At 61.7% G+C, this 15404-nt stretch carries 22 protein-coding genes and 1 tRNA gene; 14 read left to right on the top strand and 9 right to left on the bottom strand.

What is annotated here, in order from left to right:
• Nucleotides 1-41 precede the first annotated feature (41 nt).
• The 11 genes from I3J27_RS18430 to I3J27_RS18380 all read left to right on the top strand — a co-directional run bounded on the left by I3J27_RS18430 (nt 42) and on the right by I3J27_RS18380 (nt 8545).
• Nucleotides 42-1499, top strand: a complete 1458-nt coding sequence (locus tag I3J27_RS18430) for a DEAD/DEAH box helicase (protein WP_270172099.1) — start codon at nt 42-44, stop codon at nt 1497-1499.
• Nucleotides 1493-2410: a DUF7146 domain-containing protein gene (locus tag I3J27_RS18425; RefSeq protein ID WP_270172096.1), complete on the top strand. Its 918-nt coding sequence runs from the start codon at nt 1493-1495 to the stop codon at nt 2408-2410. The genes I3J27_RS18430 and I3J27_RS18425 overlap by 7 nt, the downstream gene beginning before the upstream one ends.
• Complete coding sequence (locus I3J27_RS18420) at nt 2407-3006, top strand: hypothetical protein (protein ID WP_270172094.1); 600 nt, start codon at nt 2407-2409, stop codon at nt 3004-3006. Before I3J27_RS18425 ends, I3J27_RS18420 begins: the two co-directional genes overlap by 4 nt.
• Before the next feature lie 758 nt (nt 3007-3764).
• Complete coding sequence (locus I3J27_RS18415) at nt 3765-4067, top strand: hypothetical protein (RefSeq protein ID WP_270172092.1); 303 nt, start codon at nt 3765-3767, stop codon at nt 4065-4067.
• Nucleotides 4064-4294 carry a hypothetical protein gene (locus I3J27_RS18410; RefSeq protein WP_270172090.1) on the top strand — a complete coding sequence of 77 codons (231 nt, stop codon included), beginning with the start codon at nt 4064-4066 and terminating at the stop codon, nt 4292-4294. Before I3J27_RS18415 ends, I3J27_RS18410 begins: the two co-directional genes overlap by 4 nt.
• Nucleotides 4284-4481, top strand: coding sequence for a hypothetical protein (locus I3J27_RS18405; RefSeq protein ID WP_270172089.1), 198 nt, complete (start codon nt 4284-4286; stop codon nt 4479-4481). Before I3J27_RS18410 ends, I3J27_RS18405 begins: the two co-directional genes overlap by 11 nt.
• Nucleotides 4482-4497: 16 nt before the next feature.
• Nucleotides 4498-5004: a hypothetical protein gene (locus tag I3J27_RS18400; protein WP_270172087.1), complete on the top strand. Its 507-nt coding sequence runs from the start codon at nt 4498-4500 to the stop codon at nt 5002-5004.
• A 3-nt stretch (nt 5005-5007) separates the two neighbouring features.
• Nucleotides 5008-5562: a hypothetical protein gene (locus I3J27_RS18395; RefSeq protein ID WP_270172085.1), complete on the top strand. Its 555-nt coding sequence runs from the start codon at nt 5008-5010 to the stop codon at nt 5560-5562.
• Nucleotides 5563-5760: 198 nt separating this feature from the next.
• On the top strand, nt 5761-7569 hold the full coding sequence (locus tag I3J27_RS18390; RefSeq protein ID WP_270172083.1) for a hypothetical protein: 1809 nt from the start codon (nt 5761-5763) through the stop codon (nt 7567-7569).
• Nucleotides 7570-7613: 44 nt separating this feature from the next.
• Nucleotides 7614-8057: a hypothetical protein gene (locus tag I3J27_RS18385; RefSeq protein WP_270172081.1), complete on the top strand. Its 444-nt coding sequence runs from the start codon at nt 7614-7616 to the stop codon at nt 8055-8057.
• A complete protein-coding gene (locus tag I3J27_RS18380) occupies nt 8054-8545 on the top strand; it encodes a hypothetical protein (protein WP_270172079.1) in 492 nt (163 codons plus the stop codon). The genes I3J27_RS18385 and I3J27_RS18380 overlap by 4 nt, the downstream gene beginning before the upstream one ends.
• A 44-nt stretch (nt 8546-8589) precedes the next feature.
• On the opposite strand, the gene I3J27_RS18375 is transcribed toward I3J27_RS18380, so the two are convergent.
• The 4 genes from I3J27_RS18375 to I3J27_RS18360 all read right to left on the bottom strand — a co-directional run bounded on the left by I3J27_RS18375 (nt 8590) and on the right by I3J27_RS18360 (nt 10713).
• Nucleotides 8590-9186: a hypothetical protein gene (locus I3J27_RS18375; protein ID WP_270172077.1), complete on the bottom strand. Its 597-nt coding sequence runs from the start codon at nt 9184-9186 to the stop codon at nt 8590-8592.
• Nucleotides 9187-9234: 48 nt separating this feature from the next.
• Nucleotides 9235-9918, bottom strand: a complete 684-nt coding sequence (locus I3J27_RS18370) for a hypothetical protein (protein WP_270172075.1) — start codon at nt 9916-9918, stop codon at nt 9235-9237.
• 58 nt (nt 9919-9976) lie between these two features.
• Nucleotides 9977-10135: a hypothetical protein gene (locus I3J27_RS18365; protein WP_270172073.1), complete on the bottom strand. Its 159-nt coding sequence runs from the start codon at nt 10133-10135 to the stop codon at nt 9977-9979.
• Nucleotides 10136-10320: 185 nt separating this feature from the next.
• Nucleotides 10321-10713, bottom strand: a complete 393-nt coding sequence (locus tag I3J27_RS18360) for a hypothetical protein (protein WP_270172071.1) — start codon at nt 10711-10713, stop codon at nt 10321-10323.
• A gap of 85 nt (nt 10714-10798) precedes the next feature.
• Between I3J27_RS18360 and I3J27_RS18355 the strand changes: the two genes are divergently transcribed.
• The 3 genes from I3J27_RS18355 (at nt 10799) to I3J27_RS18345 (ending at nt 12043) form a co-directional block, all read left to right on the top strand.
• A complete protein-coding gene (locus I3J27_RS18355; protein WP_270172069.1) occupies nt 10799-11323 on the top strand; it encodes a hypothetical protein in 525 nt (174 codons plus the stop codon).
• The gene (locus I3J27_RS18350; RefSeq protein WP_270172067.1) at nt 11320-11574 is read left to right on the top strand and encodes a hypothetical protein; all 255 of its coding nucleotides are present in this window, start codon (nt 11320-11322) and stop codon (nt 11572-11574) included. The genes I3J27_RS18355 and I3J27_RS18350 overlap by 4 nt, the downstream gene beginning before the upstream one ends.
• Before the next feature lie 325 nt (nt 11575-11899).
• Entirely contained in the window at nt 11900-12043 is a 144-nt protein-coding gene (locus I3J27_RS18345) for a hypothetical protein (RefSeq protein WP_270172064.1), read from the top strand.
• 287 nt (nt 12044-12330) lie between these two features.
• On the opposite strand, the gene I3J27_RS18340 is transcribed toward I3J27_RS18345, so the two are convergent.
• The 5 genes from I3J27_RS18340 to I3J27_RS18320 all read right to left on the bottom strand — a co-directional run bounded on the left by I3J27_RS18340 (nt 12331) and on the right by I3J27_RS18320 (nt 15278).
• Nucleotides 12331-12624 carry a hypothetical protein gene (locus tag I3J27_RS18340; protein ID WP_270172058.1) on the bottom strand — a complete coding sequence of 98 codons (294 nt, stop codon included), beginning with the start codon at nt 12622-12624 and terminating at the stop codon, nt 12331-12333.
• Nucleotides 12625-12775: 151 nt separating this feature from the next.
• Nucleotides 12776-13774 carry a DUF2513 domain-containing protein gene (locus tag I3J27_RS18335; RefSeq protein WP_270172056.1) on the bottom strand — a complete coding sequence of 333 codons (999 nt, stop codon included), beginning with the start codon at nt 13772-13774 and terminating at the stop codon, nt 12776-12778.
• A 96-nt stretch (nt 13775-13870) separates the two neighbouring features.
• Nucleotides 13871-13947, bottom strand: a tRNA-Pro gene (locus I3J27_RS18330).
• A 92-nt stretch (nt 13948-14039) separates the two neighbouring features.
• Nucleotides 14040-14525, bottom strand: coding sequence for a DUF192 domain-containing protein (locus I3J27_RS18325; RefSeq protein ID WP_270172054.1), 486 nt, complete (start codon nt 14523-14525; stop codon nt 14040-14042).
• A gap of 117 nt (nt 14526-14642) precedes the next feature.
• Complete coding sequence (locus I3J27_RS18320; protein ID WP_270172052.1) at nt 14643-15278, bottom strand: cold-shock protein; 636 nt, start codon at nt 15276-15278, stop codon at nt 14643-14645.
• Between the last annotated feature and the right edge of the window lie 126 nt (nt 15279-15404).

Raw genomic sequence — 15404 nt, 5'->3', positions numbered from 1 at the left:
CCCGCTGTCGTTCGCAAGGCCCGCCCGCCGAAAGGCACAACATGGGCGCGACCCTCCGTCCTCACCAGACACGCATTCTCGAGCAGATCGACCAGGCGATCGCCGACGGCCGCCGGCGCATCATGGTGCAGTTGCCCACCGGCGGCGGCAAGACCATCATCGGCGCCGCCATCGCCGGTAAGACGGTGGACGCCGGTCAGCGCGCAATCTTCACGGTCCCTGCCCTCTCACTGGTCGACCAGACCGTCGAGAAATTCTACCGCGAAGGCATCTATGACGTCGGCGTGATCCAAGCCGATCACATGCTGACCAATTATGCCCGGCCGATCCAAGTGGCCAGCGTGCAGACGCTACAGCGCCGCATCATTCCGCGCGCGGACCGCGTGATGATCGACGAGGCTCACCGCTGGTACGAGTTCTATGCGGACTGGATGTCGCGGCCGGAATGGGCCGACACTCCCTTCATCGGTCTTTCGGCGACGCCGTGGACCCGCGGGCTCGGCCGCTACTTCGACACGCTGATCATTGGCTCGACCACCAACGAATTGATCGAAGCAGGCTTCCTGTCGCGCTTTCGCGTGTTCGCGCCCTCGTCGCCCGACCTCACCGGAGTGCGCACCCTCGCCGGTGATTATCATGAAGGCGATCTATCGAAGGCGATGGACAAGTCCGGTCTGGTCGCCGACGTCGTCGACACCTGGAAGGAACGCGGCCGCGGACGTCCGACGTTGTGCTTCGCGGTCGACCGAGTACACGCCAAAAACTTGCAGCAGAAATTCATCGCTGCAGGCGTCGTCGCGGAATACATCGACGCCTACACCAAGGCCTCGGAGCGTGAAGCCATCGCTCGGCGCTTCCATGCCGGTGAGGTCGAAGTCGTCTGCAATGTCGGCTGTCTCACCACTGGCATCGATTGGAATGTTTGCTGCATCATCCTCGCTCGCCCAACGAAGTCCCAGATGCTGTTCGTCCAGATGATCGGGCGCGGCTTGCGCACTGCCGACGGCAAGGACGATTGCCTGATCCTGGACCATAGCGACAATCATCTTCGTATCGGCTTCGTCACCGACATCCAGCACGACAAGCTCGACGACGGCCGCGAGCGCCAGAAGCAGGAAGCAAAGCCCAAGGAGGCGTTGCCGAAGAAGTGCCCAAAATGCACCTTTCTGAAGCCGCCAAAGACGCCGAACTGCCCCGCGTGCGGCTTCAAGCCCCAACCGAAATGCGACGTCGTCAACAAGGACGGCGAGCTCGTCGAACTCCGAGCCCGCGCGCAGCAGCAGCCCGCCGAAAAGGCGCAGTTCTATCGCGAGCTGCGGTGGATCGCCAACAACCGCGAGTACAACTCTGGCTGGGTCGCGCACAAGTTCAAGGACAAGTTTGGGCACTGGCCGAACGGGCTCACCTATCTCGCCCCGCTCAAACCATCGATCGAAACTTTGAATTGGGTCCGTTCTAAGCAGATCGCGTATGCGAAGACCCGGGGGGCGTCATGGTGATGACGACGCCGCTGCACGAGCGGGCCCGCGGACGCTGGCAAACCATCTTGCCAGCGCTTGGCATGGACCGCAGATTCCTGAAGCGGAAGAACGGCCCCTGCCCTATGTGCGGAGGCAAGGACCGCTGGCGCTTCACGGACATCGAGGGCAAGGGCACGTGGTGGTGCAACCGGTGCCAAGGCGGTAACGGCGTTGCGCTGGCCCTGAAATTCACGAAGCTCAGTTTCCGCGATGTAGCCGCGCACATCGAGCGCGTTCTGGGCGATGCTCCAATCGATACGGCGCGCCGTCAGCGGTCCGACCAGGAGAACCGCGCGGCCCTCAATGCGCTGTGGTGCAGCGGGCGCGCCGTGATCCCCGGCGATCCGGTCGACCTGTGGATAACCGGCCGAGGCCTGCGCCTGGACAGTTACCCGCGCGCCTTGCGCACATGCCAGCGCGCACGGCACAGCGGGCCACCAGTGACATGGCATCCGGCAATGTTGGCCATGGTCACCGATCCCGCCGGCAAGGCCAGCACCATCCACAAGACCTACATCACTACAGGCGGCAAGAAGGCTGCCGTTGACCGCGTCCGCATGTTCTGTCCCGGCAGCCGCCCACCCGGGGGCGCCGTTCGTCTCACGCCACCGGCGCCGGTCCTAGGCATCGCTGAGGGCATCGAGACTGCGATCGCCTGCACGATGTTGTTCGACGTGCCGACGTGGTCCGCGCTGGATGCGGGAGGCGTCGAGAGGTTCGAGCCGCCGGTTGGCACCGAGCGCCTTGTCATCTTCGGCGACCACGACGCCAACGGCACAGGGCAGCGCGCCGCATACGCCCTCGCCTCGCGGATGGCTGGCCGTGTCGAGATCGACGTGAGACTGCCGCCTGAGACCGGGACCGACTGGAACGACGTGCTGCTCGGATGACCCGTCCCGCACCGCACATCGTGAAGGCAAAGAAGCGCGAGATCCAGATCCGCCACCGGAACGGCCGCAAGTTCAGCATGGCGCCGAAAAGGCTGGCCGAAATCGATCGCTTGCTGGTCCACCGCTACGGGCGCGAACTACCGGACGACGACGCCGGCCGCGACGATGCGCTGATTATGCTGCACCATTTCGCCCATGGTGGCGACGCGCTCAACAGGATGACCGCCTGGATGGCGCGCAGAGCCCCGTGGATGCCGCCCGGCGAGGCCAACGCCCTGATTGACCGCGTGTTCGCGAAGCCGATCAAATGGGGCGCGGAGACTATGGGCAAGCGTCTCCGGCTGACCTGGGCGGAGCGCACCAAGCTGAAGATCGGCACCGTCTGGGCGTTCGACATCACGCGAGAAGAAGCAGCCGCGATCCAGGCCCAGACCCGGCGCATCTCACGCGAAGCCAAGCGCCGCTTGAAAGGCGCGAAGCCGCGGCACGAATACGAGGCGAGTGCCATCGGACATGCGAAGCCGTGGATCGCCGAGGGCATCTCGAAGGCGACGTGGTATCGCCGGCAGAAGCAGGCTTCGCCGCAGCTCCAATGAGCCCGCCGACAGTTTTCGCGCGCGCTTTCCCTGCTATCTCCCCAGAAGCTTAAAGACCCGCGCACGCCGCAGTGCGCACACCCGCCCGCGAGGCCCATCTCGACCTATATGCTCGGACCATACTGTCTCAATCGGCGTGAGACAGTCCGGTCAGAGCATATCTGTCTCCATTGGTGGGACCATACTGTCTCACGGTCCTTTGCCGGGAAGTGATGAACAAGGAGCACACCGGAGGGATCACGGAATAGGTAGTTGACGCCCTCAAGACCGGCCTAGGAATTCCGGCTCAGACCGCGGTTCGGCACTCACGCGCGTGATCCGCTTGGGAAACATCGCTTCGCACCGGCGCTTTTGCTCTACCCGCAGTGCATAAGACTGCTGGTCGCCCTTGCATAACCGTTGCAAATCACTGATGTTTGGGCGCATGGACAGGCTTGACCATGCTATTGGGAAGACCATGGGAAAGGTGGCATCCATCGTCGCCGAGGACATTTCGCGCGCGGGTGCCAACTCAGTCCTTCACTCTGTTGCAGCAGACCAGGCGCGGCCGCTCGCGCGCGAGGCCCTCCCCGGCCCCCTCGCTTTCAGGACCCGCCTGAGCGGACCCGCCAGGGAAAATATGGACGCCGATCGAGCCAATGGTAATCCGCGCACGCGATTGACCTCCGCAAAGCCCGGCCACCCGTCCCCCTGTGTTTCGTCCGTGGCTGGTCGACCTGCGGGGAGAACGTCGACCGCATTTTTTTTGGGAGGCCTGAATGTCTGAGCCTACGCTGTTCTTTCGCTTGACCCTGACCCGGCGCACCGGCTCGTTCGGAGAGACAGCGGCGGCCGAGGCGCACGAGGTCGCGGCTCTGTTGCATCGGGCCGCGCACGTCATTGCGAGCGGTGCGCCGATCGACAAGCCGGAGCAGCGCGAGCTGAAGTGCTCGGGCGGGCATGTTGTCGGCTACTTCGAGTTCTCGGAGGACGCGATCAAGGGACCGGGCTCGGGCTTCGACCGCACGCACTTCCGGACTCCGTCGGCCCTGGAGCTTGCCAACCAGCCGAGGCGCGCATGACGTCGCTGATCCAGCCGCGCACGGTCTACCACCGGGCCACCGGCGCGACGGTGATGAACGGCGTGGATGCAGCGTCCGCGGTGTCGAACCACCCGCTGGAATGGTCCTATGAGCCATGGACTGACGAAGTGCTGGCGAGGGCCGAGGCCAACATGCGCCGCGAGGCCGAACTGAATGCCGTGCCGATCGTCGGCGCGCTGAAACCGGAGTCAAACGATGGCCCATAAAATCGTTCGCCACCCCGATCCGCCGAAGGCGCCGTCCCGCCAGATTCAGCGGTTTTCCGACGGGGACAAGCAAAGCGGTCCTCACCACCACAGCCCCGGCGGAGGCGGTTCTACCGAGACCTCGCGCGAGGCCGAGCGGATTGCGAAGAACCCGCCCGGCATCGACGGCCGTCAACGCCAGAACTGATCTAGGAGCCCAGCCGATGACCGATACAGCGACGATCTACAACCAGTCCACGGGCGAAGCCCGCACCCTCGAGCATGTGCATGCGGATCACTTGGCCCGCAATTCGCGCGGCGAGTGGTCTTTCGCCAAGCCGCTACCGCCTGGCTGGGACCGCGAGCCGCCGCGCTATCGTGCCTCGATCGATTTGCGGCCGTCGCAGTATGCGCGCCATCGGCAGGAACCGCCGTTCACGTCCTGCTCGGACACGCACATGTGGCAATTCGCGGAGCGCCCGATTGCCGCCGGCGAGGAGATCGAAACCACGGCATGGCCGCACGCGTCGATGGTCCCCTTGAACGAGACCGCAAGCCGGATCCGTGAATATTTCACGTCGCATCAGAAATCGCGTCTGCCGCAGTCCCCGTGGCGCGCTGGCCGCCTGTACCTGGATGACGGCTTGACGGGTGCGGTGCCGCAGGAGCGCCTGCTGGGCCGCCGCCCTGAACCGGCAGTGCCTTCACCGATCCGCGCAGCCGTGGGGTGAGGCATGAGCCTCAGCGAACTCGCCATCATCGCCACCATCCGCACCCAGGACGATCTGATCGAGGCCATGCGCACCGCCAAGGAGGTGCGGAATTTGTCGTTCCCGACCATCGACGAGCTCGGAGGCTTCACGCGAGGCCACGTTGAGCGCGTGATCGGCCCGCGCCGCGAGAAGGGCATGTCACCCTTCATGATGCAGATGCTGCTCTCGATCATGGCGATGAAGTTGGTGCTGGTCCCCGATCCCGAGCAAGAGGAGAAGGTTCGCGAGCACTGGGAAGGTCGCAACACATCGAACGTTCGGCTTGAGAAGGGACGGGTCAGCAAGGCCTTGCTCGATCGATGCCGACCGTTGATCATGGAAGAAATTATCCAAGGTCTAACTGCGGCTGCCGCCGCGGCTCGTGAAAGCTTGAAGCCGGTAAAATCGCGAGCCCCAGCACGGCGGCTAAGTCCGCCCCGCCTGGTGCATGAACAGCCCGTCGTACCAGCGCGCGAGATCGCCGGACATGCGCATCTGCGTGTGATTCAAGAGAAGCGCGGCCACAGCTTCGGCTGAAGATCTCCCGCCGGCGCGCTCCACTCCAGTGCGTTGCGAGCCATCCCTCTAAAGACTCACGGTCCCCGCATCGCTCGCTCGGAAAGCGAATGCGCGGACGCCGAATTTCTGAACCTCCACGGTGCCCCCGGTGATCCTCAAGATCACCCTTCACGCGCAGGGCTTTCCGACCGGGCTGCACCGTGGAGCCCCCGACTGATGCGCCTCGCCTGCCGCCTCATCCTCGCATTCGCCCTGATGGCCGGCCTAGCTCCGGCTTTCGCCCAGGTCCCGCCGCCGGTGCCGGCGCTTCCGGACACCGAGCGGCGAACGTCCTACTCGATCACCGCCTCGACATGCGCCTGCAATGTCGGCTTCGCGCTCTACGGCGACAGCACCGATTATGCGAACTGGATCGAGGTCTGGGTCAATGGCGCGCTGATCCCGCAGTCCGGCAACTGGACCATCACCAGCCCGACCGGCTCGCTCGCAACCATCCCGCGCCCGATCTCCGATGCAGTGCTGACCTTCACGCAGGTGCAGACCGGCACGGTGCAGATCGTCGGCGCACGGCGGCCGCGCCGCACCAGCCAGTTCTCGGAAAGCCGCGGCGTCGCTGCCCGCGACCTCAACCAGGTGCTGACCGATCTCACGGCGCAGAACCGCGAAACCTGGGACAAGATCAACGACGTCACCGGCCGCATTCCCCGCGTGCCACCGGGCGAGACGCTGGCGACGCTGCCTGTGCTGGCCGCGCGCGCCAACCAGGGCGCATGCTTCAACAGCGGCGGCAATCTCACGAGTTGCGTCTCGGTGCCGAACTCAACCTTCGTGGCCGGCAACGGCATCGCCTTCACGGGCACCAACCCGACGACGATCAGCAACAACATCGTCGGAAGCGGCCCTATCCAGGTCACGGGGACCAATCCGCTAAATATCGGCTGTCCTTCGTGCAGCACTATGCTGACGAACGTCCGTCTCGCTCAGATCGCGAACTATTCCGCGTCAGCAAATGATTGCGGAAGCACGCTCGCCCTCGGCGGAGGAACGCTGTTCACGCTCACGCTTACTGCCGCCTCCGGATACTCCTCGACCTGCGCCTTCCTCGTCGTCAACGAAGATACCAGCCGCGGCAAAAAGCTGGCGATCAGTGGCTACTCGAATTTCATCCTGTGGCCGCTTCAAACGGCGATCATTTACGCGCAGAATAATGCATGGCAATTGTTGCCACCGGGACGATGGAAGCTGCCGGGCAGCCAAACGATGCACGTTGATCCCTTGAACGGGAACGATGCCAACGACGGTCTTGCAACAGGATCTGGCGCATTCCAAACGCTCACCGCCGCATGGACCACGATTTGCACCAGCACAGACCTTGCCGGCCAAGCTGTGACACTGCAACTTGCAGATGGCCTCTATTCGAGCGGTCTGAATTCTACGCTCGGCCCGATGAATGCGCCTTATCTTGGTGTCACCATCAACGGCAATGCCACCACGCCCGACAACGTGCTGCTCAGCACAGGCGCCTCCGATAGCTTCCGCTGGTTCGAAACAGGCTCGCCGATCAGCGTCTGGATCAAGAACCTGAAAATGACGACGACCGGCGGCGATGCAATTCGTGTGCTCGGCGCGGGCAATTACGTGCGAGTGTCAAATGTCAACTTCGGCGCGGTCGGAAGCGGCGTCCATATGAGAGCTTTCAACGCTGCTGAAATCGACGCCTTCAACGACAGTTACAAGATCACTGGCGGCGCGTCGGCGCACTACAACGTCAACGGCCTCGGTATCGTTGGCGTGCAGAACCAGACCATCAATATCAGCGGAAATCCAACGTTCGCGAGCGCATTCGGCCTCGCTGACGGCGGTCAGATCCTGGTCCAAGGCGATACCTACAGCGTTACGGGGACTGTGACCGGCACGCGCTACATTGCTCGAAACCTCGGCCTGATCGACACCGCCGGTGGTGGCGCCAGCTATTTCCCGGGAACTATCGCTGGAGCGACCGCCACGGGCGGACAGTACAATTGAGGTGGCGCTCAACGAAAAGTCGCTTGGAATCCATGGAGACCTAAATGACCCGCAATATTCCCGTTCCCACGGCCTCGACGGAGAAGCCGGAGCGGCCTAAACCGATCTCCAAGAAGGTGCGGACGGGCATCGACCTCATGGTGAGCGGGGATGCGAAGGACATTACGGCAGCCGCCAAACGCGTCGGCTTGTCTCGTGAGCATCTGTCCCGCGAGCTCCGTAAGCCTCACATTGCCCAGGTTATGCGCGACAAAACGCTCGCCAATCTGTCGATCAATGCGATGAAGGCCGGCGCCACGAAGGTCAGGCTACTCGATAGCGAGAACGGAATGGTTGCCGACCGAGCATCCACCTTCGTCTTGGGGGTGGCTGGCATCGCGCCGACCCCACAGCCGAGCGTCAGCGTGAACGTCAACATCCGCGCCGGCTACGTCATCGACCTGACCGAACCGAACGACGGCGAGCCCATGAAGATAATTTCGCCATGACCAAAGAGAAGCGAAAGCCGATCACGGCAAATGTCCGGAAGGCTATCGAGGCCCTTGTGTCCGGCGACGTCAAGACGATCGCGGCGGCGGCGAGGAAAGCAGGCCTCAGCCGGGAGCACCTATCGCGCGAGCTCGGAAAACCTCACATTGCGGAAGTCCTGAGAAATCGAACGCTCCGAAACCTATCGATCTCGGCAGCGCGGGCCGGTGCTGTTAAGACCGAGCTCCTCGATTGCGATAACGCCATGGTACGCGACCGTGCTAGCACATTCATGCTCGGTCTGGCCGGCATCTCACCTGAGAACAAACCGTTGCTCGCGCAAGAGCGGCCTCGCGTGCCGGGGTTCGTTATTGTCGTGAATCACAGCAACACCAGCAAAGTGGTGGCAGATGTCGGCAATCAGACGATCGAGCACCAGCCCGCGCCACTGCCGGCGGCCGACGAGGCCGGGCTGACGATCGACGTGACGCCGAATGCTGCGGAATAGAGAAGCGCCTCGAAGTCGTGCTTATCAGGCCGCGCCAAGCATAGCTAAGGCTTTGCGCCCGCCACGCTTCCGGAACTATCTCTTTCATTAGTCATACGGGCCGTGGGACGCGGTCTTAAAACAACCCTCTGACAGTCATCGTAAAACGCTGTGTAGTCGATCATATCCTTTCGAGGAGCGGTTTCAATTACGAGGATGCCCGGGTGTCTTTGAGTGACGACCACAGCGTTTTTAGCATCTTCGCAGTACAGAACGTTTGAAAGTTCGATCTCGCAAATGCCTGCCCGACGGCACAGAGAAACTTTGCCGATGTATGCCAAAAGGGGTTGAAGCTGTTGCGATGCTTCATCCTCGGATGGAAAGGGATTCGGACATCCATGGGTGCCAAGAGAGGGATCTTCGGGGTTCTCCTTGATACATTCTGCAAGCTTAAAGGCCAACTCGCGAAGCTTCTGAACTTCGGCTGGCTCCTCCGCGAAAAGCTTTATTACGGACTCGCGCTCCGTGCGAACGTCTTGTTTTTTGTGGCCGAAGTATTCGATAGCGGCGACGCCCACGGTGGCAACTACTGCCACCGTTTGAACGACGGTAGCAACGGCGGTTGTCCACTCTGGCGTTGTGACCCACTTCATTTCAATCAAGCTGCGACAGCTTCCCCCTAGTTACATGCGAGCGTGCAACCTGCGACCTCAGAACTCCCTTACAAGATAATTGTCAGGGGAGGAAAATCGCACGAATAGTGTGTCTTTCTCAATTGGATTGGCCGGCAGCAGCGCGTATCGAGCTTCCCTTTGGTCAGCAAACTTGATGTCCTTCAAAAAGGGGTTTGGTACCAGCGGCTGCCCTTCCTCAATAGCGATAGAGACGCGATCATATCGTACTCGATCAGCGTGGCTAGCTTTGAAGAGATTGGCCAAAGGCTCACCGTCAACGTGGCCGCGCTCGTGTAGATGCCTATGGAATGCACTGAAATCCTTGATCCGCACGCAGGCGTCGTAGCTATCGCCGCCGCCGCCGCACATCACCTTCGTCAAAGCTTCTAGATCGCCATCAGAGGCGCAGAAAACCCAAGGGTCATTTGCGAATTCGTAGGTGAAGTTGATGTTATCGACGCTCCAATCTTTTGCGCCATCCATCGGCGAAATCGCAGCGGGCATTCCCGTTGGCGCAATACGCTTCAATAGCTCGGGCGTCTTGTCGCTCAAGTGGCCAACCGAAACCTCGGATCGATTTTCGAGTCGATCACCAATCCAAGGTTTTCCGCCTTCTTCCTCAAGGCGACGATAGAACGAGAGAGGCCGGATAAGGACGCTTCCGCTCATCATTGAATCGACGTCGCGTGCCCTGAGGAATTTGTAAACTGGCTTGTCCATATTCTCAATCCTCCCAGGCCAAAGCAAAGCTCAACCAGAAGGCGAGCGCAAGGGGCCTTTAGTTGTTGGGCCTCGACCTCCAGCCGTATTCCTGATGCGGAATCGTGGCGGTGACGTCAGCGTCTCTGTCCGCCGAGAGGCGCCAGGCGGCCACTCCGAAGCAGACAGTCAGAACCACCGCGGCGACCAGCAGCAGCATGGATACAAACTGGCTCACTCCTAACCCCTCAACACAAAGCCTCAGGGGAGCGAGCATGGAACATCGATTCGGAAAATACAGACCCGCTGACCTACAGCCTGTTTTCCTCAAGTTGTAAAACGGTGGATTAGCACCTTCGACCTTTTACCCGCCGCGACTCGAGCGCCCCCGTCGCGAGCGCAAGTGGGCTCGCAGTATAGCCGTCATTTCTCGGTTCGGTCGCGTCGGACCCTTCGGAATTCCTCGGGCCCCTTAATGAGCCGGCGCTTGCGGCTGGCTTGATCGTCCGCGCTTGCTGTGGCGTCGGACATCTCGTCAATAGTGTCGCTCGCCATGTCGCGAGCGCGCCCCTGTGCTGACTTACGAGTTTTCGAGACTTCGGTCTCGCGCCGGGAGCCCGATTTTGCCTTTAGCCCGATCTCGACCAGCCGGCGGATCGCCTCGGAGCGCGTTGGGGTGTCTGCCTGGGCGCGAGCCCATACGTCGACCGCGGCGCCAACATCGGGGGAAAGCCGAACCGCCGAGACGGGGTAAACCCCACCGGCCTTCTTCGGTCGTCCTCGTGATTTTTTGTTTACGGAAATTGATTTCTTCATATTTTCAGTTTACAGAAAATACGAGCCGAGGGGAAGCAGCCACTTCCACCCCGAGCTCTGACCTCGACCATAGGAGTGTAATCACATGATCGAAGCTGACAGCGTGCATAGCACGCCACGTCTAAGCTCGTCCCCAAACAACGTCATAGACCTGTCCGCCGCGCGCGCTGTGGCGCCGCCTCCCGTAGCCCTTCCTCCAAGCAACGTTGCCGAGGTGACGGCGCTTCCCGTCGCGCCACAATCCGAGGAGGAGCTCGACCGTCAATCCCAGATCATGCGAGCGGCGGTGACCTATACGGCGCTCAATGGCTCCTTGAACGGCGCCTGGATCGCTGAGCACACCGGCAATTCGACAGTCGCTGAGATCGTCAACGAGGGCGTGTTCGAGCGAAAAGATGCCACATTGCGCAAGCTCACGCGCCTTATGCGCAAGGCAGAAGCTGTCCGAACAGTCGAGATCTGGTCACTCGCAAGCGTCGCCAAGGTGGTGATGAACCAGAACGGCGATGGGGAATCGGGCCGCAATCTCCAAGACTTCGAAGTCTTATTCCTGCAATCCCTGTTCGAGCTGATTGAGCGCAATTGCCGTTACCAGGAGCGCTCGGCATGAGCAACGTAGTCGAGCTACCGCCGCCGGACCGATCGACAGTCAATGTAGACAAACTGCACGCTCAGGCGTTCCGCGATCTGGAGACCAACCTGCGCGACTGCATGAGGATGGCCGGCATCGCCGCACAACTGATGTTCGACGCCAGCATCGGGGACGATCAATTGAGGTTCGCTGTGTTCCATTCGGCCGAAATGCTGAAGGCCCTGGAGCAGGAATACGACGCGCGCTGGCACGGCCAAGTGCGCGGATGAAGCGCCGGCGCCGAGCACACCGGAAGCGCGACCGGCAGCGGCTGATGACGCACCGCCGGCGGCTGAGGCGGTAGTTTTTCAACAACTCCGGCGGCGCCGACTCTTGTATGTGTGCCGTCGGAAGCTTAGGATTCGCGTCGGGTCGAGCGAGCAGGTTTCTCGCACCAACGTCCAGAGCCCAGAGCCCAGAGCGACGAGCGCCCCTAGCGGCCAGTGTCCAGAGCGGCCAGCGACAAAGACGAGCCTCGACCTTCTCCACAAACAGCATTCGTGCGCCTGGCTTTCCGCTGGGTGTGTTTGTCATTCGAACCGGAAAAGGTCCCCCATGGACATCCTGAAGACGCGCCCAGAGCCGCAAGACTTCGAAGAGATTGAGCGCAGGTACGGCAAGCCAGAAACGGATGCTGAGCGGGCACAACACTATCGCCTAGCCCAAGCCAACGTGCTGATCCGGCTCTACCGCAAGTAGGCTGTTCGCAAGGCCCGCCGGTTCACGCTGGCGGGCCTAGCACTCCCGGCGCTCTGGTCCGCAATTGAACCGGCAGCCGGGAGCATTGGGGGCCGGAAAGCAAGCGGTGCCATGTTCGCCGTTAACTGACAAGGCGTAGGGTATCCCGCTCCGGTAGTTGTACGGAATCCATTTTCGGAACGGGGTGTTCTACAGTGAGAACACCGGCGAGATTTGAGTATCAGCCAATTTTTAGTTGCCCGGGATGGCCGCAGTAGGGGCTGGAACCACTCTGCGGCCTTTCCCGTTCATTGATCCCTCTTCAGCTTGCGCCGGCCCCAGTGCGGTTCTTTGCCCTTCGGATTGAGCGCCGGGACATGATGCCGGTTCAGCGCGCGCAGGATGCCGATCCGGGCGAACATCGTCGGGCCGCCGCCTTCCGCGATCAGGATCAGGGCTTCCATCGCGGCTTGCCATTCCGGCGCAGTGTGCTCCGTCTTCGGCAACGCGGCGATGTACTCGCCGGCATCGAGCAGCGTGACCAGCTTGCGGCCGCCTGCATCGATTGGCTCCTCGAAAGGCCGCCCCCAGCCCTTGGTCATCCTGTGTTTCGGTACCCCATGGCCGCAATCTGCGGATTGCCTCGATCAAAGTCAGGTCGAACCTGGGCGCCCCGACTACCGCAACCGAGACAAACGAACCGCGGTTCAAGATCGGAGAGCCTTCAGGAAAGCGCGGCTTCGGTCCCGCGCCCTAATGCGGTAACGCGGAAATCCAGATCTGAAGTGCTGAAGCGACCCCGGCAATCGCGCTGCTAACGCCCAACCAAAATGGGAGCTGCACAAGGCGCTTTCCCGTTTCCTGGCCTGCCGATTTCACAACCTCCTTTGCGTAAATGTCAGCAAGCTCAGCGATCTTCGTGCCAATCTTCGAAACCACTCGACTTTGCTCGATCAGCTGCGGGGACACGGTGGTCGGAGCAGGCGGCTGCTCTTTGAGTAGGACGATTAAGTGATCGATTTCGTCGAGATCATCTGCCGTGACTGGAGCAAAAACATGCGCGTCGGGAGGCGGCTGATTGTGGCCAATCCCTATCCCTGCAGGCCTGCGAAGCTCTTCGACTATGGCCTCCAAGACTGCTACACGCGCGATAAGGGATCGGTGAAGCACCTCTGGCCGATCTTCACCGCCGGCGGAAAATTCCACTGCTTGGGCTTGATATCGAGCCGTTGCTTCCAGCGGACGCTGAAGAATCGGTTCCTCGTCGAGCAGTCCAATTCTTCTAGGACCGGTCGTTCCGTTCGGGCCTAATGGCGCGGCAGGCGACTCGGCGCTTCCCGTCGGACCAACCTGCCCTGTCGCAGTCGCCAAGCCTTCGCCACCAGCCACCCCCCTAGCGCCCACGCCCTGCAAATGGCCGGGGTGCCTCTCATCTCCTGGGGCTTGCGTGACGTCGCTTTCATAGGCTGTGGCGATGAACGGTGGATGTCCTGCTTGTCGAGCCTCAGCCTCCAGCCAATCACGTCCGGCCGGTGTGAGATCGCGTACGAGTACCTGGTCGATCAAACCGGTGCTGCTCGAACGATGGGGACGAGGTCCGGTTTGGATTAGGCCTTCATCAAAAAGTAAAGCGAGGTGATCGAGGACCTTCTGCGGATCCTCGCCTGCCATCTCGATCGGTTCCGGCCGGGTCGATGTCTTTGCTTCGATCGCGAGAAGGATGCGATGAATCAGTTCTCGGTCACGACGCATGCCCCCTCCGCGACAATTTGTCTTCCCATAACCTTCCCAGTCGAGAAATCTGGGAAGATAGAGCCTGAGAACATCAGCTTAAGTAGTTGATTTTATTGGTCGGGGCAGCTGGATTCGAACCAACGACCTGCAGTACCCAAAACTGCCGCGCTACCAGGCTGCGCTATACCCCGAATGTCCGGCGAGCCCCGTCGATACACGCTTCCCAAAGCGCCAGCAAGCTTTCAAGCCGCCAGCCAGGCGGCGATAACCCCGCCAAATCGCCCTATTTGGTGCCGAACAGCGGGTGGCCGACACGGTCGCCGGGCCGGATGCCGTATTTCTGTGCCGTTCCCGCCACCACCTCCAGGACGGCCCGGGCGGGGCCCCGGGACGAGATGATCTTCGTCGACATCGGCTCGGTGTTTTCGGCGATGCGCAGAATGCGGCCGTCGGCCCGGATGAAGATCATGTCGAGCGAGACATAGGTATTCTTCATCCACATCGACACCTCCTGCTCGGGCTTGAAGTCGAACAGCATGCCTTTACCGTCCGCCAGTTCCTTGCGGTACATCAGCCCGGTCTGCTTCTCCTCCTCGGTCGTCGCCATTTCCACCGAGAACACCTGCACGCCGTTCCTGGTGACGATCTCGAGCGGCTGGAAGCTGGCGGCGCGGACGGGTCCGCTGGCAACAGTACAACCGGCGATGACGAGGATGGCGGCAAGCCAGCCCCTCGCAACGGCGAAGACGGCCTTTCGATCGAAATTCATGGATGGCACTCGAGGCGTGGGACTGGACCAGTCCTTACGTGGCGGTCGCCAAAAAAGAAAGAGGCGCCCGGACCAGCCAGCGCGCCTCTGCTCACGATTGCGGGAATTGGCGGTCTGCTAGTGCGACTGCAATCCCGGCGATCCGGTCTCGGGATGGATCTCGGCGGCCATCATGCCCTTCGAGCCGGGCCCGAAGCGGACCAAGACATATTGGCCGGGCCTGAGCTCGGTCATGCCGAAGCGGCGCAACGTCTCCATGTGCACGAAAATGTCGGGCGTGCCCTCGCCGCAGGTCAGGAAGCCGAAGCCCCGCAGCCGGTTGAACCATTTGACCTGGGCCCGCTCGAGCCCGCTGGTCGCGGTGACCGTGACATGGGTGCGCGGCGGCAGCATCTGCGCCGGATGGATCGCGGTCGACTCGTCCATCGAGACCACGCGGAAGGCCTGGTAGCCCTTGGCGCGCTGGATGCACTCGACGACGATGCGGGCGCCCTCGTAGGCGGTCTGGAAGCCGTCGCGCCTAAGCACGGTAACGTGCAGGAGCACGTCGGGCCAGCCATTGTCGGGAACGATGAAGCCGTAGCCCTTTGAGGCGTCGAACCATTTGATGACGCCGTGAACTTCGACAAGGTTGGCGCTAGCCTCACCCAATCCGGTGAAGGGGCTGAGCGCGCTGTCGCGACTGCCGCCGCCGTGCTCACCCACAGCGGGAACTCCCAACTTCTTGGACTCAAATCCGTCCGACGACCCCATAACCCCGGACCCCACACTGCCATGCAACCCGCCACATTGGCGGCGCTCGAATCACGCGTCTTAAGAGAATGTTCTCAATTCGACGCGACGCGAATCTTTCGACTCAAAAGATAACACTCCCGGTTG

The sequence above is a fragment of the Bradyrhizobium xenonodulans genome (genome assembly GCF_027594865.1).
Classification (GTDB): domain Bacteria; phylum Pseudomonadota; class Alphaproteobacteria; order Rhizobiales; family Xanthobacteraceae; genus Bradyrhizobium; species Bradyrhizobium xenonodulans.
Note: the sequence above shows the minus strand (reverse complement) of the source record. Positions and strands in the feature narration are given on the sequence as shown.

Coding starts and splice junctions, on each gene's coding strand:
- I3J27_RS18400 (WP_270172087.1), top strand. CDS start 4,498: ATGACCGATACAGCGACGATCTACAACCAGTCCACGGGCGAAGCCCGC.
- I3J27_RS18420 (WP_270172094.1), top strand. CDS start 2,407: ATGACCCGTCCCGCACCGCACATCGTGAAGGCAAAGAAGCGCGAGATC.
- I3J27_RS18320 (WP_270172052.1), bottom strand. CDS start 15,278: ATGGGGTCGTCGGACGGATTTGAGTCCAAGAAGTTGGGAGTTCCCGCT.
- I3J27_RS18395 (WP_270172085.1), top strand. CDS start 5,008: ATGAGCCTCAGCGAACTCGCCATCATCGCCACCATCCGCACCCAGGAC.
- I3J27_RS18385 (WP_270172081.1), top strand. CDS start 7,614: ATGACCCGCAATATTCCCGTTCCCACGGCCTCGACGGAGAAGCCGGAG.
- I3J27_RS18380 (WP_270172079.1), top strand. CDS start 8,054: ATGACCAAAGAGAAGCGAAAGCCGATCACGGCAAATGTCCGGAAGGCT.
- I3J27_RS18415 (WP_270172092.1), top strand. CDS start 3,765: ATGTCTGAGCCTACGCTGTTCTTTCGCTTGACCCTGACCCGGCGCACC.
- I3J27_RS18405 (WP_270172089.1), top strand. CDS start 4,284: ATGGCCCATAAAATCGTTCGCCACCCCGATCCGCCGAAGGCGCCGTCC.
- I3J27_RS18355 (WP_270172069.1), top strand. CDS start 10,799: ATGATCGAAGCTGACAGCGTGCATAGCACGCCACGTCTAAGCTCGTCC.
- I3J27_RS18350 (WP_270172067.1), top strand. CDS start 11,320: ATGAGCAACGTAGTCGAGCTACCGCCGCCGGACCGATCGACAGTCAAT.
- I3J27_RS18325 (WP_270172054.1), bottom strand. CDS start 14,525: ATGAATTTCGATCGAAAGGCCGTCTTCGCCGTTGCGAGGGGCTGGCTT.
- I3J27_RS18430 (WP_270172099.1), top strand. CDS start 42: ATGGGCGCGACCCTCCGTCCTCACCAGACACGCATTCTCGAGCAGATC.
- I3J27_RS18425 (WP_270172096.1), top strand. CDS start 1,493: ATGGTGATGACGACGCCGCTGCACGAGCGGGCCCGCGGACGCTGGCAA.
- I3J27_RS18410 (WP_270172090.1), top strand. CDS start 4,064: ATGACGTCGCTGATCCAGCCGCGCACGGTCTACCACCGGGCCACCGGC.
- I3J27_RS18345 (WP_270172064.1), top strand. CDS start 11,900: ATGGACATCCTGAAGACGCGCCCAGAGCCGCAAGACTTCGAAGAGATT.
- I3J27_RS18335 (WP_270172056.1), bottom strand. CDS start 13,774: ATGCGTCGTGACCGAGAACTGATTCATCGCATCCTTCTCGCGATCGAA.
- I3J27_RS18390 (WP_270172083.1), top strand. CDS start 5,761: ATGCGCCTCGCCTGCCGCCTCATCCTCGCATTCGCCCTGATGGCCGGC.
- I3J27_RS18360 (WP_270172071.1), bottom strand. CDS start 10,713: ATGAAGAAATCAATTTCCGTAAACAAAAAATCACGAGGACGACCGAAG.
- I3J27_RS18340 (WP_270172058.1), bottom strand. CDS start 12,624: ATGACCAAGGGCTGGGGGCGGCCTTTCGAGGAGCCAATCGATGCAGGC.
- I3J27_RS18370 (WP_270172075.1), bottom strand. CDS start 9,918: ATGGACAAGCCAGTTTACAAATTCCTCAGGGCACGCGACGTCGATTCA.